The following is a 17,606-nucleotide window of genomic DNA, read 5'->3' on the forward strand; positions in this document are numbered from 1 at the left end:
AGCCTTTCGTCTGGTTGTCGGGAAATGCCGGACGGGCAATCCGCGCCCGGCCGGATGGCTCAGGCCAGCTTCAGCCTGTCGAACAGCACCGGCGAATAGGGCGAAAGCTGATCGGGCAGCATTGCCAGATCCTCGACCCCGGCCCTGGTGGCAAAGCCCGTCGCGCGATAGCACAGCCCGCAAAAGGTCGTGGTATCCAGCACCGTCTGGTCCACCTGCCTGTAGATCTCGACCCGTTTGGCCTCGTCCATCTCGGCACGGCCCTGCGCCAGAAGATCGCTCAGCCCCTCGGCCTCGAAGCCGCGGCTGCGGGTAAAGACGGGCGACAGCGAGGGATCGACAAGCGTGGTCACGGCGTCGGGATCCAGGTTGTCCAGGCCGATGCCCTGCACCGCGAAATCGCCCGCACCCTGATTGCCAAGATTCACCCGCGTCGCCCAGTCCGGCATGGTCAGGTTGACGGTGATGCCGATCTCGGCCAGTTGCGCCTGCACCAGAACCGCCGTGTCGCGATGCATCGAATATTGCGAGGTCGCGAGCAGCGAGACCGTCAGCCCGTCCTCATACCCCGCGTCTTTCAACAGTGCCTTGGCGCGTTCGGGATCATAGTTCCAGAACCCGGCCTGATCGTCGTGGCGGAAGGGACTGCCCGCCGGTCGCGGCAACCCCGTCATCTCGGCCCCGAAGCCGAAGAAGATCGATTCGACGAATTCGTTGCGACGCAGGCCAAAGGCCACGGCCTGCCGAAGGCGCGGATCGGCAAAGGCACCGGTGCCGTTGAAGCTGAGATACATGAAGGCGCCCGCATCCACCTTGTGCAACGCCAGTGCCGGGTCGCTTTCGATCGAGGCCATCGACGACCACGGCACATAGTCGATCAGGTCGACATCACCCGCACTCAGCGCCGCGACGCGCGCGCTTTCGTCGACATAGGGCGTGATGACGATACCGGCCAGCGTGGGCAGCTCCGGCTTGTAGTAATGTTCATTCGGCTCCAACTCGATCGAGACGCCCTTTTCCGCATAGGCGATGCGATAGGGTCCCGCGCCGATTCCATGCTCTTCGGAATCGGTCGATCCGGCCTTGAGGATCGACAGGAAGGGAAAGGTCATCAGCGCCGGCAGCGTAGCCAAAGGCGCATCCGTGGTCAGCCGGAAATTGCGCTCGTCCACGACCTCGAAACCGGTGATCGGGCGAAACGCATCATACATGTAAGCGCCCGAACCATCCGCCCGGATCTGCTCGAAGGTCCATTCAACGTCCTGCGCCGTGACCGGGCTGCCATCGTGGAAATGCGCCTCGCGCAGGGTGAAGCGCCAGGTTTCGGGCGTTTCGTTCTGCCAGCTTTCCGCCAGATCGCTGGTAAGCTGCCCTTGCTCGTCATAGCTGATCAAGGTGCGATTGAGCAGCGAACCGACCAGATATCCCGAATAGCCGATGTTCACCCAGGGACGAAGATGCGGCGGATAGGTCGAAAGCCCGATACGCAACGTCTGCGCCCCTTGCGCCTGGGCAAAACGCCCGCCAAGGGCCAGCGCGGCGCCGGACATGGTAGCGATCTTTAACAAGTTCCGTCTGTTCAACTGCATGACATTGCTTTCCCTGCTGTCGCCCGGTTGGCGGGGCGGTTTTCCGAAGCTTCGTCCGGGTCTGCTACAGCACCGTCCGGTCGGCTTTCACTTTCAGGAAGGTAACGATTCATTTTTTCCGCGGTCAAGAAAATTCTATTTATCGGATAACAAATACATATGTAATCCGATAATAAGAATACAATAGGCGTTTTTTGCTTATTTTCTAGGCAGGTAACTTCGCGAATCTCGCTTTTATTCTTATAAAAGGAACTTAGTTAGATTTATTATCCCTGTTTTAAGAATATGATTGACCATGAACGGTTCCTTAGCCTGATATGTAGCCAGATCAAACCGGGCGGACGGCAGGCGGCACAGGGCCGCCGCGCATGGATGCCCTAGCAGCAAACGCAGGGAAAACTATGACTTGGCGTATCGGCGTGGATTCGGGCGGCACCTTCACGGATGTCTGCCTGTTCGATGACACCTCGGGCGAGGTGACGATCTGGAAGGTCCCCTCTACCCCGGACGACCCGTCGCGCGGCATTACGCAAGGGGTGGCCGAGGGGCTTGAACAGGTATCGACCGACGCCGGGGCGATCAGCTTCCTTGGACATGGCACGACCGTCGCCACCAACGCGCTGATCCAGGGCCGCGGGGTCAAGACCGGCCTGATCACCACCGACGGCTTTCGCGACCTGCTGGAGATCGGCCGCCAGAAACGCCCCGATCTTTACGACCTGCAAGCCGACAAGCCCGAAACGCTGGTTCCGCGCGACCTGCGGCTGGGCGTGGTCGAGCGTGTGCGGACCGACGGCTCGGTCGAAGAGGCGCTGGACGAAGACGCCTTCCGCGAAGCCGTGCGGGACCTGAAGGCGCAAGGGGTCGAATCGGTCGCGGTGTCCTTCCTCTACAGCTTTCTCAACGACGCGCATGAACGCCGCGCGGCCCGGATCATCGCCGAGGAATTCCCCGAGGCCTTCACCGCGATCTCATCCGATATCGCGCCCGAGTTCCGCGAATACGAACGCCTGTCCACCACGGTCGTCAACGCCTATCTGGGACCGGTGATGCAGGGCTATGTCCGCGCGCTGAAGAAGAAGCTGACCGACCTGGGCCTGAAGGTCGCGCCGCAGCTGACCCAGTCGAACGGCGGCGTCATCGCCTTCGACACGGCTGCGGAAATGCCGGTGCGCACGGTGCTTTCCGGTCCCTCGACGGGCGTGGTGGCCGCGCAGGCCATCGGGCGGATGACCGGCATCGAAAACCTCATCACCTTCGACATGGGCGGCACCAGCTCGGACGTCGCGCTGCTGTCGGGCGGCGAATGCCGGGTCGTCAACGAGGCCGTTGTCCACGGCTATCCGCTGAAGGTGCCGATGCTGGACATCCACACGGTCGGCGCGGGCGGCGGCTCGATCGCCTATGTCGACAACGGCGGACTGCTGAAGGTCGGCCCGCGCAGCGCGGGCGCCAATCCCGGCCCGGCCTGCTACGGGCTTGGCAATGACGAACCCACTGTCACCGACGCCAACGTGGTCCTGCAAACGCAGAACCCCGAATATCTACTGAACGGGCGGATGAAGATCGACCGCGACCTGTCCGTGGCCGCGATCCAGAAGCTGGCCGACAGGCTGGGCATGGAGATGCTGGAGACCGCGAACGGCATCCTCGACATCGTAGTGGCCAACATGGCCAAGGCGATCCGGGTGATCTCGGTCCAGCGCGGCCACGATCCGCGCGACTATACGCTGGTGGCCTTCGGGGGGGCCGGGCCGGTCCAGGCCGCGCGTCTGGCGCGGGAACTGGGCATGAGCCGGGTGCTGGTTCCGCGCACCCCCGGCGTGCTGTGCGCGTTGGGGCTGCTGATGACCGACCTGCGCAGCGACTTTTCGGCCACCAGCCTGATGCGGCTGGATCAGGCGACCCCCGAACAGGTCGAGGCGATCTTCACCGACCTGCGCAACCGCGCCGCCGCCTGGTTCGAGGCCGAGGATATCGCCCCCCCTGCCCGCGCCCTGAATCTTGCGGTCGACGTGCGCTATGCCGGGCAGAACTATGAGATCGCCGTGGCCATTCCCGACGGCCCCGTCACCACCGAAACCTTCGACACCATTCGCGAGGGTTTCCTGGCCGCACATCGCCAGCTTTACGGCTTCGTGGCCGAGGGCGAGCCGATGCAGCTTGTCACCTTCCGCGCCGCCGCCAGCGGGCTGGTGCAAAAGGCCGATTTCGCGCCCCAGCCGCTGGAAGGCGCCGACGCCGGCGCCGCCGTTACCGGCGCGCGCCCGGTCTGGATGGTCGAGGCGCGCGATTTCGTCGAGGCAACGCTTTACGACCGCGCGCTTCTGAAGGCGGGAAATGTCGTTCCCGGCCCCGCGATCATCGACCAGATGGACAGCACCACGGTCGTTCCCCCCGGCATGGCCGCGACCGTCGATCCCTATCTGAACCTCATCCTGGAGGCAGCCCAGTGAACATGATCCCGCAAGTGAAACTGAACCCGATCACGGTCGAGGTCATCGGTTCGGCCTTCGCCTCGACCGTCGAGGAAATGGGCGAGGCGCTGGTGCGCGCCTCCTATTCCACCAACATCAAGGAACGGCGCGACTGTTCGACCGCGCTGTTCGACGCCGAGGGCAGGATGCTGTGCCAGGCCGAGCATATCCCGATGCACCTGGGCAGCTTCATCGGCTTCGTCCCCTATGTCCTGCGCCATTTCGGGCAAGACGGGATCCAGCCGGGCGACGTGTTCATGGGCAACGACGCCTATGAAGGGGGCGGCACCCACCTGCCCGACATTGTCCTGGCCGAGCCGATCTTCGTCGAAGGCAAGCTGGTCGCATGGGCGATCAACACCGCGCATCATTCGGATTTCGCGGATCGCGGCCATGCGCATATCTATCAGGAAGGGCTGCGCATTCCGCCGGTGAAGCTTTACCGGCAGGGCGAGTTGCAAGAGGACATCCAGCGCATGTTCCTGCTGAACTGCCAGGTTCCGGCCGAGCGCATCTCGGACCTGCGGGCGCAACTGGCCGCGAACCGGCTGGGCAACATCCGCATGACCGAGCTTTGCGCCAAATACGGGCTGGACACCGTGCTGGCCGCGGGGTCCGAACTGATGAACTACGCCGAGCGCAAGATGCGCGCCGGGATCGCTGCGATACCGGACGGGCGCTATGAATTCCGCGACGTGTTCGACAGCGAATCGCTGGAGGTGCCGCTGGACCTGTCCGTGACGATCGAGGTCAGGGGCGACGAAATCGCGCTGGACTTCACCAGCCCGCCGCAGGTCCGCGCCGGGTTGAACGTCGTCTATACGGCGCTGCTGGCGACCGTCTATTACGCGGTCAAGACCGTCGTGGACCCGACCGTTCTGCCGAACGCGGGCCTCGCGCGGCCGATCACCGTGACCGCGCAGGAAGGCACGCTTCTGCGCTGCGCCCACCCCGCGGCGGTCGATGGCCGCATCACCGCCTGCCAGCGGGTCGTGGACCTGATCCACGGCGCGCTGGCCCAGGTGGTGCCCCATCGCGTCACCGCGGCCTCGAACGGCTCGGTCGCGGTGGCCAGCTTCGACGGGCGGCGCGAGGACGGCTCGCTCTGGGTCTATCTGGAGACCATCGGCGGCGGTTTCGGTGCGCGCCACGACAAGGACGGGCTGGACGGGGTGCATGTGCATATGACCAACACCTCGAACCTGCCGGTCGAGGCGCTGGAAAACGAATATCCCATCACGCTGCGCCGCTATGAACTGGTGGACGGCTCGGGCGGCGACGGGCAATTCGTCGGCGGCATGGGCCTGCGCCGGGTCTATCGCGCCGAAAAGCCCTGCCGCGTGCAGGTGATGGGCGCGCGCCTGTCTTCGCAACCCTGGGGGCTGGACGGGGGCAAGCCGGGGGCAAGCGGCTATTTCTCGCTGAACGGGAAACGCAACGGGTTCGAACGTGCGCCGGTCGATCTGGTGCCCGGCGACATCCTGGAAATCGTGACCCCCGGAGCCGGCGGATATGGCGACCCGGCGCGGCGCGATGCGGCGGCCCGCGACCGCGACCTGCGCGAAAATCGCCTGGCGCATGGGACCTGACGCTTGACTCGCCCGCCTTTCCGGCCAAACCCGTGAGGCGGGCAGACCTTTGCAGGAGCGACATTTGGCCAGACAATCTTCCTCGAATGCCGGGCGGGCGGCGGAAGTCCTGATCCTCTTGGGACAAGCCGACCGCAAGGGCATGGCACTGGCCGCACTGGCAGAGGCGACCGGCGAGGCGAAATCCTCGGTCCACCGCACGCTGGTCGCGCTGGCCGAATACGGGCTGGTCGTGCAGAACGGCAATCGCGGCAATTACATGCTGGGACCTGCGGCCTATGCACTGGCCCATCGCAGCCTTGGCGTGAACGAGGTCGTCGCCACCTACCGCCCTGCCCTGATCGACATCACGGCGCGCACCCGGTTTTCGACCTATCTGATGGCGCGGTCGGGGCTGGATACGATCTGCCTCGACTACCAGATGGGCCAGATTGCCGCCCAGCCCTATGTCTCGGGCATCGGTGGGCGGGTTCCGATGGGGGCGGGCATCTCGGGCGTGTGCATCCTTGGCATGATGGATGCGCGCAGCCGCGCCCGGTCCCTTGACCTGCTGGAGCCGCGCCTGGCCGAGTGGGATCTGTCCCGCCCCGAGATCGAGGCCGAAATCGCCGAGTTCCAGCGCCTTGGCTTCATGCGCGGCATCCGGCGCAGCGCAGGCATCGAAAGCCTGACCCTGACCCTGCCGATCACCAACGACCGCCTGCGCGGTATGGAAACCGCGATCTCGTTGCTGGCACCGTTGAACATCCTTGAGGCGGCGGATGAAAAAAAGGCCGTCACGATCATGCGCAACGCCATTCTGGCAGCGGAACGGCAAGCCCGTTCCACTGCCGGCAACGAGGACACCGCCGGCACATGACGAAAGGCACAGGCATGACCCGAACCGTAATGATTTCCGGCGCCTCGCGCGGAATCGGCGCCGCAATCGCCGCGCGGATGCAGGCGGCGGGCTGGAATGTCAGCCTGGGGCTGCGCCAGCCCGAAACGGCAGGTCCCGACACGGCGCAGCGGCTTGCCTGCCGCTACGACGCGCTGGACCCGGCCTCGGAACACGACTGGACCCAGGCCACCATCGCGCGCTTCGGACGGCTGGACGGGCTGGTGCTGAACGCAGGCATCCACAGCCGCGCCACCGTGCTGGAGGCCGCGGACGACGAATTCGACCGCCTGATGGCGGTGAACGTCAAATCGCCGATGCGGCTGGCACAGCTTGCCTGGCCCCATCTTGAGGCCCTGCCGGACGGCAAGCGGCATCCGGGCCGGGTCGTGCTGATGTCCTCGCTGTCGGGCAAGCGCGTGAAATCCGCCGGGTCGGGCCTTTACGGCATCTCGAAATTCGCGTTGATGGGGCTGGCGCAGGGCCTGCGGCAATGCGGGCGCGACAGCCGCGTGCGGACCACCGCGATCTGTCCCAGCTTCGTTGCGACCGACATGGCGGCGGGCATCGCCGGAGATACCGCCGAACTGACGCAGCCCGAAGATATCGCCGCAATCGTCGAAACCGTCCTTGGCCTGCCGCCCACCGCCTCGATCAGCGATATTCCCGTTCATTGGTCGGTCGAGGATTGCTATTGAGGACGCAGCCATGACCTTGATTTCCGCCTCCGAGGCGATAGCCGCGCCCCAGGGCACCGTCTTCGTCGATACCCGCCCGCAAGAGGATTGGGCAAAGACAACGATTCCCGGCGCGATCAGCCTGAACGTCTATGACTATTTCATCCGCCGCAGCGACGAGGACGGCATCGCCGCAATGGTGGCGGGCGCACGTGCGGCGTTCCGGCAGCTTGGGCTTGACCGCGCGCCCCTGGTCGTCTTCTTCGAAGACGCGACGGGGATGCGCTCGCCCCGTGGCTTGTGGTTCCATGAACTGTGCGGATTGGATGGCGGTCGCATACTCGACGGCGGGCTGGTTGCATGGCAGGCGGCGGGCGGCGCAACCGCCCCCGGATCGGGCGCGACCGGCGCCATCGCCGATGGCGACCCCGCGCAGGCGGGCAGCTTTCGCCGCGAAATGGTCGCCACCACGGCGGAATTGCTGGAACCCCGCGCGCCGAACCTGCATATCCTGGACGCACGCCGCCCCGCCGAATGGGATGGCAGCTATGTTCACGCCTGCTGTGCCCGCGCGGGCCGTATCCCCGGCGCAGACCTGCTGTTCTACGAAGACCTGTTGCAGGATGGCCGGTATCGCAGCCCGCAGGAAATCCGCCGGATCGCCGCCGAGGCGGGCTTTACCCCCGCTCAGCGCATCGTCACCTATTGCCACCGCGGCGCACGCGCCGCGACCGCGCTTTATGGGCTGCGGTCGGCGGGTTTCGACAATCTGGCCATCCATCCCGGCAGTTGGCACGAATGGGCGGGTGAGGCGGATCTGCCTGCCGTCGAAGGCCCCGGCACCTTTGTTCATCGCTAGGCCGTAGAAACAGGCAAGGCCCCGACAGGACGGGGCCTTGCCCGAACGACAGGCTACAGCGCCACAAGCTGCCCGGCATGGGGATAAAGCGCGGGCGAGCCGCCGGTGTGCAGGAACAGCACCCGTGCGCCTTTCGGAATCGTGCCGTCCTCGACCAGCCCCAGCAGGCCCGCCATACCCTTGCCGGTATAGACCGGGTCCAGCAGCAACCCCTCTTGCATGGCCAGCCGCTTGATCGCGGCATTGCCCGCCGCAGAGGGCACTGCATAGGCCTCGCCGAAATAGCCGGTCTCGACATGGATATCTTCGGGCCGCCAGACCCGGTCCAGCCCGACCAGCCGCCCCCCTTCGGTCGCCATCGGCGCAATCCGGTCAGGGAAAGGCACGGCCGAACCCGAAACGGCGATGCCGATGGCCTTCGTGCCGGGCCAATATTGCGTCAGTCCGATTTCGATCCCGGCCAGCGTTCCACCCGAACCCACGGCGGTCACGATGACGTCGGGTGCAGGCAGCGCCAGCGCGGCGAATTGCGCGGCCAGTTCCTGAACGGCGTCGGCATAGCCCAGCGCCCCAAGCGGCGTCGCACCGCCGACCGGCATGATGTAAGGCTCAAGCCCCCGTTCGCGGGCGTGATCGGCATGGGCTTGCATGCGCGGACCGATCAGGTCGAAATAGGCATCGGGGTCCAGGAATTCGATCTCGGCCCCGAACAGCCGGTCCAGCAGCAGGTTTCCCTGAAAGCCGTCGGGTTCGTTTCCGCGCAGCACGAGGATCGGATGCATGCCGAAATGCCGCGCCGCCGCCGCCGTCATGCGCGCATGGTTCGACTGATGCCCGCCCGTGGTGATCAGAACCTTCACCCCGCGCGCCACGGCATCTGCCATCAGGAACTCCAGCTTGCGCACCTTGTTCCCACCGCCGCCAAAGCCGGTATAGTCGTCACGCTTGACGAACAGCTCGATCCCCAGTTCGGACCCCAGCCGCATCAGCCGTTCCACCGGCGTCGGCCCGAATGCAAGCGGGACCTTCGGGATATCTCCAAGTTTCATAGTGCCCTCATCTTATGCGGGTTGCGCTTTCTTGCGGGAACGCAGATGCGGCGAAACGCCGGAAGCCGAAAAACCTTGCATTGTCCCGCCCAAATATGAAGATATATCATATATTGATGTTGGCAAGCCGCTCTGGCCATCATCGCAGGGGCCAAGTCAGTTGATGCGAGGATACCGATGACCGATCCTGTGCTGTCCGTCAGCGACCTGCGGGTCGCCTTTCGCAGCCGCCGCAATTGGAGCGAGGTCGTTCATGGCCTGGATTTCGACATCGCCCCCGCCGAAACGGTGGCGCTGGTCGGCGAAAGCGGGTCGGGCAAAAGCGTGACCTCGCTTGCCATGATGCGGCTTCTTGACCCGGCTTCCAGCCGCATCACCGGCTCGGTCAGGCTGGAGGGGCTGGAGCTGCTTGACCAGTCCGAGCGCGCGATGCGCCGCATCCGGGGCAACCGGATCGCGATGATCTTCCAGGAACCGATGACCTCGCTCAACCCGTCGATGAAGATCGGCGAACAGATCGCCGAAGTCCTGACGACCCATCGCGGCATGGAGCGCAAGACGGCGATGACGGAAACCCTTCGGCTGCTGGAACGTGTGCGCATCCCGGCAGCCGGGCGGCGGATGCTGGAATATCCACACCAGTCCTCGGGCGGGATGCGGCAGCGGTTCATGATCGCGATGGCGCTGGCCTGCCGCCCGCGGCTGCTGATCGCGGACGAGCCGACCACCGCGCTGGACGTGACGGTGCAGGCGCAGATCCTGGAACTGATCCGCGAATTGCAGGCCGAGGAAAGGATGGCCGTCCTGTTCATCACCCACGACATGGGGGTGGTGGCCGAGATGGCCGACCGCACCGTCGTCATGCTGCGCGGCGATGCCGTCGAACAGGGGCGGACCACCGGGATATTCGCCGATCCCCGGCAGCCCTATACCCGCGCGCTTCTGGCGGCGGTGCCCCGGCTCGGGTCCATGACCGGGACAACCCGGCCAGCGCGTTTCCCGTTGATCGACGCCGCGACCGGCAGGGCCAGCCCCGCCGCCGAACTGCCCGATTCCGTGCATGGCGATGCCCCGCTGCTGGAGGTGCGGAACCTGACCACGCGCTACGACGCGGGCACCGATTTTCTAGGCCGGACACAGACGCGGGTGCATGCGGTCGAAAACGTCTCATTCGATATCCGGCAGGGCGAGACGCTGGCGCTGGTGGGTGAATCGGGCTGCGGCAAATCCTCGACCGGGCGGTCGATCCTGCGGCTTACCCAGCCCGATTCGGGTTCGGTCAAGCTGGACGGCACCGAGATTCTCGACCTCGACCGCCCGGCCCTGCGCCGGATGCGGCGGCAGATGCAGATGATCTTCCAGGACCCTTTCGCGAGTCTGGACCCCCGCCACCGGGTCGGCGACGCCATTGCCGAGCCGATGGTGACGCATGGCTTGGCGCGGGGATCCGAACTGACAGACAGGGTCGCTGACCTGCTGACGAAGGTCGGGCTTTCCCCCGACATGGCGCGGCGTTTTCCGAACGAGTTTTCGGGCGGGCAAAGGCAGCGCATCTGCATCGCCCGCGCCCTTGGCATCGCACCCCGGCTGATCGTGGCGGATGAAGCCGTCTCGGCGCTTGACGTAACGGTCAAGGCGCAGGTGGTAAACCTGATGATGGATCTTCAGGCGGAAATGGGTCTTTCCTACCTGTTCATCAGCCATGATATGGCTGTCGTGGAACGGATCAGCCATTGCGTCGGCGTCATGTATCTGGGCGAAATCGTCGAGATCGGCCCGCGCGAGGCGATCTTCGGCGCGCCCGCGCATCCCTATACCCGGCGGCTGCTTCAGGCGATCCCGGTGCCCGATCCCGCCCTTCGCGGCAGCCGCCCCGCCGGCGAGTTGCGCGAGCTGAAAAGCCCGCTGCATCCGGTAGGTTATCAACCACCTGCACGGGAATGGCGCGAAGTCTCGCCCGGTCATCTGGTGCAGGTCGCCGGCCCTGAATGGCAGGCCGCGTAAGCGGCCGGGCCGATCAGCCGGGAAGGTGCGTGCCGATCCCCTGCCCGGCCGCCGCGCGCAGCAGCCGCGCCGCCAGCGCGATATCGAAGAGGTTCAGCCCGAAGCTTGAGAAATAGACCGACTCGCCCGGCGCGGGCCGCCAGCCGTCGCACAGGATGGCCGGCAGGTCCGCCGCGACCTGCGCGGGATCGAACTGCCCCGCGCGATACATCTGGAACAGGCTCTTGGCGCTGGTCCGCGCAAAATCACCCCAAAGGTCGCAGGTAATGCGGTCGAAGGCTGCAATGCCCGCGAAACTCATTTCGTGAAAGCCGATCTGAAGGACCAGACGGCCCCCCGTCGCCGCCTCGGGTCCAAGGAAGGGCTGCGGTGCGGAACTGCACAGCAGCACCGCCTCGGCATCCGCGATCGCCGCCTGCGGATCGGGGCGGGTGACAACCCCCGGTCCCAGCCTTTCGGCCTCATGCCCGGACCGGCTCCAGACCGTGACCTGATCGAGGTCCGGGAACAGGGCGCGCAGCATGGCAAGATGGGTCCGGGCCTGCGCCCCCGCACCCAGCAGGGCGACCCGCCGCAGGCTTGGCCGGAACGCGCGCAACACATGGGCCGAGACCGCCGCCGTGCGCACCCGCGTCAGCAGCGCCGCCTCGACCATGCCAAGGGGGCGGGCGGTGGCCAGATCCTCGATCAGCGTGGTCGAGGTGATGGCCTCACCGTCCTTGGGCGCGGCGGGCCGATGCACCGTCCATTTGATCCCGGCGGCGGCAAAGCGGCCCCCAAGCCGGGCAGGCAGCCCATATCCCTTGGCGCGCGGATCGTCACCAAGCGGCAGGACGGATTCGGCGGTCATCTCGGCATCGCCCCTGCGCAGCAGCCGCACCGCCTCGGCCACGTCTTCCATCGCGGCCTGCCAGTCCAGCGCACCGGCGCGCAGCACATCCTCGCGTCCCAGCCAGATCATGCCGCCATCCCCTCGATCCAATGCGAGACCGAGGCGATGAAACGCCCGAACCCTTCGATTTGCAGGAATTCGTTGACGCCATGCGCATTACCACCCCGCCCCGCGCCGCCGATCAGGAAGCTTTCGGCATGGGGGCCGAAGGCATAGGCAGGCGCGGCCCCGATGGCCCAGGGCCAGACCTGTGGGGCCGGCCCTTGGGCATAGGCATCGCGCAAGGCACGGACACCAGCGGCCTGCTCGACCACTCGCGCGCCGGGATAGCTGTCGGCGACCTGCAATGCGGCCCCGACGAAGGCAGGCTCGGTGGCCAGCATGTCGCGGATGCCCACGACAAGCGCATCCGGCGCAAGGCCGGGCGGGCTGCGCAGATCGAAATCCGCCGCAGCCGCTGCGGGAATCACCGCATCCCCCGCGATGGGGTCGGTCACCAGTGCCGCGATATTGAACGAGGCCGTCGTCAGGACATGGCGCAACAGGGCCTCGGGGTCGAGGCAGCCCTGCCGGGGGCGCGCAAATCGGGCCGCGTTGCGAAAGCGCAGCTCGGCCTCGGGATCGAAATCTCGGGCCAAGGCTGCGATCAGCCGCGCCGCATCGGCATCCGGTTCGATCCGCGCAAGCTCTCCGGTTTCCGGCCCGCCGATGCGGGCCAGCGCATCGACCAGAACCCGCGCGGGATTGGCGATCCACGGCGCATTCGAGGAATGGACGGCCCGCGCGGGCCCGCCCCACCTTCCTGCCCGCACCTCCAGCCTGCCCTTGGCCATGCCGGAAAAGCCCAGATACAGCCGGGGCGGCCCGCCGCCATATTCGCAAAAGGACGGGAACAACGCCCCCGCAGCGGGCCGCAGCGGGCAGTCCCTCGCCGCCAGCCAGCGGCGCAACGCGGGCGAGGCGCGCTCTTCCTGCCCGTCCAGCAGGATCTCGACATTCACCCTCAACCGCCCAAGGCGCTTGAGGTCGCGCAAGGCCACGAGCATCCCGGCCAGCGGTCCCTTGTTGTTCTCGGCCCCGCGCGCCACGAACACGCGGCCGATGCCGGGCATCTCGGATATGCCGCCCGTCCAGGGATCGTGCAGCCAGCCTTCGGCGGTCGCGGGCATGACGTCATACATATTGTAAAGCAGCACCGTCCGGGACGCCCCGCCGTCGATCCGCGCATGGATCACGGGGGCCGGGTCGGCGGCGGACGGCGCGGGGGACAGCAGCACGGCACCAAGTTCCCCGGACAGCCAAGCCCGAAGGTCCCCGGCCTGCCGCATCTGGGCAGCGGGATCGCCCGCATGCGACGGGATCGCGCACCAGCGCGCCGCCAGGGCAAGGGCGTCGTCCAGCGCGCTCACAGCCGGATCCGGGGGTTGAGCCAGGTATAGGCCACATCGACCAGGAAATTGGTGACGACGAAGACGGCCGCGGTGAACAGCACCACCGCCTGCACCACGGGAAAGTCGCGGTTCTGGATCGCCTCGACCGCCAGCCGCCCGATGCCGGGCCATGCGAAGACGATCTCGGTCACCAGCGCCCCGCCCAGAAGCGCCGCGAAATACATGCCCTGCACCGTGATCACCGGGATCAGGGCATTGCGCAGCCCGTGACGCACGACGATCCGCCACTGGCCCAGCCCCTTGGCGCGAGCGGTGCGGATATAGTTCTGGCCCAGCACCTCGATCAGCGAGGCCCGCACCAGCCGGGTCATGGCCGAGACGTAATAGGCCCCCAGCGCCAGCGACGGCATGACCAGATGCTGCCAGCCCCCCATGCCCGACGACGGCAGCCAGCGCAGGTGCAACGAGAAGAACAGGATCATCAGCAGCGCCAGCCAGAAGACCGGCACCGCCTGCCCCAGCAGGGCGATGACGCGGATGACGAAATCCAGCCCGGAATTCTTGCGCACCGCCGACACGATCCCCAGCACCAGCCCGATGGCCGAGGACCAGACCAGCGCCGACAGCGCAAGCAGCGCGGTCGCCGGCAACCGCTCGGACAACAGGTCCATCGCGGGCCGCTGATAGCGCAGGGACAACCCCAGGTCGCCTTGCAGCAGGTTGCCCAGGAAGCGCAGGTATTGCAGCCAGATCGGATCGTCGAAGCCCATCGCCCGGCGGAAGGCCTCGATCTCGGCCTGGCTGGCGTCGGGCGACATCATCAGCGCGGCGGGATCGCCGGTCAGGAACAGCGCGAAGAAGACCAGCGCCGACACCCCCAGCATGACCAGCAACCCCTGGAACGCGCGCGAAAGCAGGAAACGCAATCCCTTCATGGTCTAGGACACCTTCATGTCGGCCCGGCGGACCAGCCAGTCGCCCAGCAGGTTGCAGCCGATCACCACCGCGCCGATCATCAGGCCCGGATAAAGCACCAGCCAGTCCGCCACCAGGATGAAGGCCCGCCCCTCGCCGATCAGGTTGCCAAGCGTCGGCCAGGGCGGTTGCACCCCAAGGCCCAGAAAACCGACCGAGGCTTCGAGGATGATCAGCCGCGGCAGGTCCAGCGTCAGCAGCACGGTCAGCGGCCCGACGATATTGGGCAGGACGTGACGCAGGATGATGGTGCCATCGCGCTGGCCGATGGCGCGGGCAGCCTCGACATATTCAAGTTCGCGCACCGCCAGGGTCTGACCCCGTGCGACGCGCGCGAACACCGCCCATCCGGTCAGTCCAAGGATCGCGACCAGATTGGTGATGCTGGGTCCAAGGATCGCCACGAACAGCAGGATCAGCAGGATGAAGGGGATCGCCAGCTGGATATCGACCAGCCGCATGATGACCACATCCACCCAGCCGCCGAAATATCCCGCGATCATGCCCAAAACCGTGCCCAGAACCACGGAAATCGCCGCCGAGGACAACACGATCCCCAATGAAATCAGAGTTCCCAGCCCCAGCCGGGCCAGAAGGTCCCGGCCAAGCTGATCGGTGCCCAGCGGATGCAGGCCCGCCTCGGTCACCGTCATCGGCGGCTTGAAGGTGGCGGTCAGTGTCCCGCGCAGCGGATCGGCAGGCCAGAACAGCGGCACCAGGATGCTGACCGCCACGGCCGCGACGATCAGAAACACTGCAAGCAAGGCATCCTCGTTTCCCCGCAATCTGGCTGGGATCGGCATCCGGTCAGTCCCTCGTGATGTCGAACAGCACGATGCGCGCATCCGGGCGGCCCTCGAAACGGACGTCCGAAGCACGGCCCAGAAGCGCGTCCTCGCGGTAAAGCGAGATCAGCGGCACTTCTTCCGCGGCAAGCTGCTGAACCTGATGCAGCACCTGCTCGCGCGCGGCGGGATCGACGATGCGGCGGCTTTCGTCCAGCAACTCGTCCAGTTCGGGAAGATTCGCGCCGGAATACGGCTCGCCCGAGCGCATGATGGCATAAACCGCTGCATCCGCGTCAAGCGTCTGCGTCGAACCCCAGCCCAGCATGTAGATCGGTCCATCGAAGGGCTGCTTCTGCGTATAGACCGACCACTCCAGAACCTGCTGGTTCACGCGGATTCCCACATCGGAAAACTGCTGCGCAATCGCCTGCGCCACTTCGTTGTTCTTCATGTAGCGGGACGAGGATTGCATGGTGATTTCGAAACCGTCGGCATAGCCCGCCTCGGCCAGAAGCTGACGGGAAAGCTCGGGGTCGTAAGCCGGCACAGGCAGGTCGAGATAACCGAAATCGCTTTCGCCCACCTGGCTGCCAACCGGGGTCGCCATGCCTTGCAGAAGGTTGTCGGTGATGGCCTGGCGGTCGATGGCGTGATCGAGCGCGCGGCGGACCCGCACGTCGTCCAGCGGCTCCTTGTCCATGCGCAGGCCCAGATAGATCGTCAGGCCGCCGTTCTTGACCTGAACCAGTTCGACATCCGGCGAGGCGGTCAGCATCGGCGCCAGATCCACCGGCACATCCTCGATCAGGTCCACCTCACCCGTCACCAGCGCGGTGATCCGTGCCGTGCTGTCGGGAATGGGCCGCCATGTCACCACGTCCAGCGTGGGCTTGCCGCGCCAGTATTCTTCATTGGCTTCCAGAACCACCCGTTCATCCGGCACGAATTCCACGAACCGATAAGCGCCGGTTCCCACCGGATTCGAGGCGAAATGCGCGTCCCCCACCTCGGCGAGATAATCGGGCGGCACGATATAGGCAGGGTAGCGGCTCATCCGCGTCGGCAGCAGGGGATCGGGTTCGGCGGTGGTCACACGCACGGTCAGCGGGTCCACCACCTCGACCGAAGCGATGGTGCGGATATAGGAAATCGCCGGGGAATTCGCCTGCGGGTCCAGCACGCGGTCGATGGTGAACTTGACCGCCTCGGCGTCGAAGGACTCACCATTGTGGAAGGCGACGCCTTCGCGCAGCTTGAATTCCCAGGTCAGGTCGTCGACCGCGCGCCATTCGGTGGCCAGACCGGGAACAAGGTTCATCTGATCATCGCGCATGACCAGCGTATCGAAGATATTGTCGACGATCGTGGCCGCTTCGCGCATGAAGCCGGGGTCCATCGCATTGGTCGAGACAGAGCGGCCGACGACCAGCCCGGTATCCTGTCCAAAAGCGGGAACCACAGGCACCGCAAGCACAATCCCCAGTGTCAGAGCGGAAAGAAGACGCATCAGATTTCTCCTGTTGGTTGGCAACCCCCTGCTGCCTGCCATCATTCAACCGGAATCGGCTTTGCGCAAGCAAAAATATATCATATATTTTAATATGGCAGACGACTTTCCCGCTGGTGCTGATAGGATGGGCATCAGTGTCACGCGAGGAACAGCATTGAACTTCGAAGCATTTGAGCAAGCCCCCCGCCGCAGCCTTGTTTCCCATGTCGAAGCACAGATCCGCGACGCCTTGATCGAGGGCAGGCTGGCCCCCGGCACGCGCCTGGTGACGAAGGACCTGGCCGACCGGCTGGGAACCTCGATCACCCCCGCGCGCGAGGCATTGGTCCGTTTCGCGGCGTCGGGGATTCTTGCGGCGGAACCTGCATCTTCCTTCAGGGTTCCGGCGCTGACCGAGGAGCGACACGAGGAAATCAGGCTGATCCGCAAACGTGTCGAGGGGCTGGCGGCCGAAATGGCCGCGCAGCGGATCACCGAAGAAGGCATCGCCAGGCTTGAAGCGCAGATCGCCGCCTATACCGACTTGCGCCACGAACCCGACCTGCACCTGGCCCTGAAGGCCAACAAGGAACTGCGCTTCGCCCTCTACTCGGCCGCGGAAATGCCCGTGCTGCTTCAGATCATCGAAACGCTCTGGCTACGGGCAGGGCCGGGTTTCGCCTACCTGCCCCGCAGCATCGGCGCCGCCGGAGAGGATCACCGGAACTATACCCATCTTGTCCAGGCCCTGCGCGCCCGCGATCCGTCGGCAGCAAGCGCCGCCATCACGCGGGCGATCGACGACGGGGCGGACCAGGTGCTGTCCGCATTGCGCCAAAGGCAGGAAGCATGAACGACAGGAAGCCCGCTCGGCCCATGCAAATGAACAGCGTGGCCTGATGGTTCAGCAGTAGCCGTGCGCTCGTATCGCGTTTGATTCCACCCGGCTT

At 65.7% G+C, this 17,606-nt stretch carries 14 protein-coding genes; 7 read left to right on the forward strand and 7 right to left on the reverse strand.

Going from position 1 to position 17,606, the window contains the following annotated elements:
- Nucleotides 1–59: 59 nt before the first annotated feature.
- Nucleotides 60–1,568: an ABC transporter substrate-binding protein gene (locus tag Q0O97_RS05945; RefSeq protein ID WP_294926192.1), complete on the reverse strand. Its 1,509-nt coding sequence runs from the start codon at nucleotides 1,566–1,568 to the stop codon at nucleotides 60–62.
- Nucleotides 1,569–1,990: 422 nt separating this feature from the next.
- Between Q0O97_RS05945 and Q0O97_RS05950 the strand changes: the two genes are divergently transcribed.
- From Q0O97_RS05950 to Q0O97_RS05970, 5 genes are all read left to right on the forward strand, one after another.
- Nucleotides 1,991–4,045 (forward strand): hydantoinase/oxoprolinase family protein, encoded by a 2,055-nt coding sequence (locus tag Q0O97_RS05950; protein ID WP_294926194.1) that lies wholly within the window; start codon nucleotides 1,991–1,993, stop codon nucleotides 4,043–4,045.
- A 14-nt stretch (nucleotides 4,046–4,059) separates the two neighbouring features.
- A complete protein-coding gene (locus tag Q0O97_RS05955; protein ID WP_366125241.1) occupies nucleotides 4,060–5,655 on the forward strand; it encodes a hydantoinase B/oxoprolinase family protein in 1,596 nt (531 codons plus the stop codon).
- Between the two features lie 64 nt (nucleotides 5,656–5,719).
- A complete protein-coding gene (locus Q0O97_RS05960) occupies nucleotides 5,720–6,514 on the forward strand; it encodes a helix-turn-helix domain-containing protein (protein ID WP_294926196.1) in 795 nt (264 codons plus the stop codon).
- A gap of 14 nt (nucleotides 6,515–6,528) precedes the next feature.
- Nucleotides 6,529–7,230 carry an SDR family NAD(P)-dependent oxidoreductase gene (locus Q0O97_RS05965; protein WP_294926198.1) on the forward strand — a complete coding sequence of 234 codons (702 nt, stop codon included), beginning with the start codon at nucleotides 6,529–6,531 and terminating at the stop codon, nucleotides 7,228–7,230.
- Between the two features lie 10 nt (nucleotides 7,231–7,240).
- Nucleotides 7,241–8,068: a rhodanese-like domain-containing protein gene (locus tag Q0O97_RS05970; protein WP_294926200.1), complete on the forward strand. Its 828-nt coding sequence runs from the start codon at nucleotides 7,241–7,243 to the stop codon at nucleotides 8,066–8,068.
- Nucleotides 8,069–8,121: 53 nt separating this feature from the next.
- Here Q0O97_RS05970 and Q0O97_RS05975 read toward each other — a convergent pair whose 3' ends face one another.
- Complete coding sequence (locus Q0O97_RS05975; protein WP_294926202.1) at nucleotides 8,122–9,117, reverse strand: D-cysteine desulfhydrase family protein; 996 nt, start codon at nucleotides 9,115–9,117, stop codon at nucleotides 8,122–8,124.
- A gap of 177 nt (nucleotides 9,118–9,294) precedes the next feature.
- On the opposite strand from Q0O97_RS05975, the gene Q0O97_RS05980 reads away from it, so the two are divergent.
- A complete protein-coding gene (locus Q0O97_RS05980) occupies nucleotides 9,295–11,121 on the forward strand; it encodes an ABC transporter ATP-binding protein (RefSeq protein ID WP_294926204.1) in 1,827 nt (608 codons plus the stop codon).
- A 13-nt stretch (nucleotides 11,122–11,134) separates the two neighbouring features.
- Here Q0O97_RS05980 and Q0O97_RS05985 read toward each other — a convergent pair whose 3' ends face one another.
- Genes Q0O97_RS05985 through Q0O97_RS06005 form a run of 5 tightly spaced genes read right to left on the reverse strand, consistent with a single transcriptional unit; the run spans nucleotide 11,135 to nucleotide 16,674 of the window.
- A complete protein-coding gene (locus tag Q0O97_RS05985) occupies nucleotides 11,135–12,082 on the reverse strand; it encodes a hypothetical protein (protein WP_294926206.1) in 948 nt (315 codons plus the stop codon).
- A complete protein-coding gene (locus Q0O97_RS05990) occupies nucleotides 12,079–13,422 on the reverse strand; it encodes a M20/M25/M40 family metallo-hydrolase (protein ID WP_294926208.1) in 1,344 nt (447 codons plus the stop codon). Before Q0O97_RS05990 ends, Q0O97_RS05985 begins: the two co-directional genes overlap by 4 nt.
- On the reverse strand, nucleotides 13,419–14,339 hold the full coding sequence (locus Q0O97_RS05995; protein WP_294926210.1) for an ABC transporter permease: 921 nt from the start codon (nucleotides 14,337–14,339) through the stop codon (nucleotides 13,419–13,421). Before Q0O97_RS05995 ends, Q0O97_RS05990 begins: the two co-directional genes overlap by 4 nt.
- A 3-nt stretch (nucleotides 14,340–14,342) precedes the next feature.
- Nucleotides 14,343–15,134 carry an ABC transporter permease gene (locus Q0O97_RS06000; protein ID WP_294926277.1) on the reverse strand — a complete coding sequence of 264 codons (792 nt, stop codon included), beginning with the start codon at nucleotides 15,132–15,134 and terminating at the stop codon, nucleotides 14,343–14,345.
- Nucleotides 15,135–15,186: 52 nt separating this feature from the next.
- Nucleotides 15,187–16,674, reverse strand: coding sequence for an ABC transporter substrate-binding protein (locus tag Q0O97_RS06005; RefSeq protein ID WP_294926212.1), 1,488 nt, complete (start codon nucleotides 16,672–16,674; stop codon nucleotides 15,187–15,189).
- Between the two features lie 157 nt (nucleotides 16,675–16,831).
- Here Q0O97_RS06005 and Q0O97_RS06010 point away from each other — a divergent pair, with 157 nt between their 5' ends.
- On the forward strand, nucleotides 16,832–17,509 hold the full coding sequence (locus tag Q0O97_RS06010; protein WP_294926214.1) for an FCD domain-containing protein: 678 nt from the start codon (nucleotides 16,832–16,834) through the stop codon (nucleotides 17,507–17,509).
- The last annotated feature ends 97 nt before the right edge of the window (nucleotides 17,510–17,606 follow it).

It is taken from the genome of uncultured Paracoccus sp., from assembly GCF_945915435.1.
In the GTDB taxonomy this organism is placed as follows: Bacteria; Pseudomonadota; Alphaproteobacteria; order Rhodobacterales; family Rhodobacteraceae; genus Paracoccus.

Bases quoted from the DNA above. Each gene is read 5' to 3' on its own strand.
- Q0O97_RS05950 (WP_294926194.1), top strand. From the start codon at position 1,991: ATGACTTGGCGTATCGGCGTGGATTCGGGCGGCACCTTCACGGATGTC.
- Q0O97_RS05965 (WP_294926198.1), top strand. From the start codon at position 6,529: ATGACCCGAACCGTAATGATTTCCGGCGCCTCGCGCGGAATCGGCGCC.
- Q0O97_RS05970 (WP_294926200.1), top strand. From the start codon at position 7,241: ATGACCTTGATTTCCGCCTCCGAGGCGATAGCCGCGCCCCAGGGCACC.
- Q0O97_RS05975 (WP_294926202.1), bottom strand. From the start codon at position 9,117: ATGAAACTTGGAGATATCCCGAAGGTCCCGCTTGCATTCGGGCCGACG.
- Q0O97_RS05980 (WP_294926204.1), top strand. From the start codon at position 9,295: ATGACCGATCCTGTGCTGTCCGTCAGCGACCTGCGGGTCGCCTTTCGC.
- Q0O97_RS05985 (WP_294926206.1), bottom strand. From the start codon at position 12,082: ATGATCTGGCTGGGACGCGAGGATGTGCTGCGCGCCGGTGCGCTGGAC.
- Q0O97_RS05995 (WP_294926210.1), bottom strand. From the start codon at position 14,339: ATGAAGGGATTGCGTTTCCTGCTTTCGCGCGCGTTCCAGGGGTTGCTG.
- Q0O97_RS06005 (WP_294926212.1), bottom strand. From the start codon at position 16,674: ATGCGTCTTCTTTCCGCTCTGACACTGGGGATTGTGCTTGCGGTGCCT.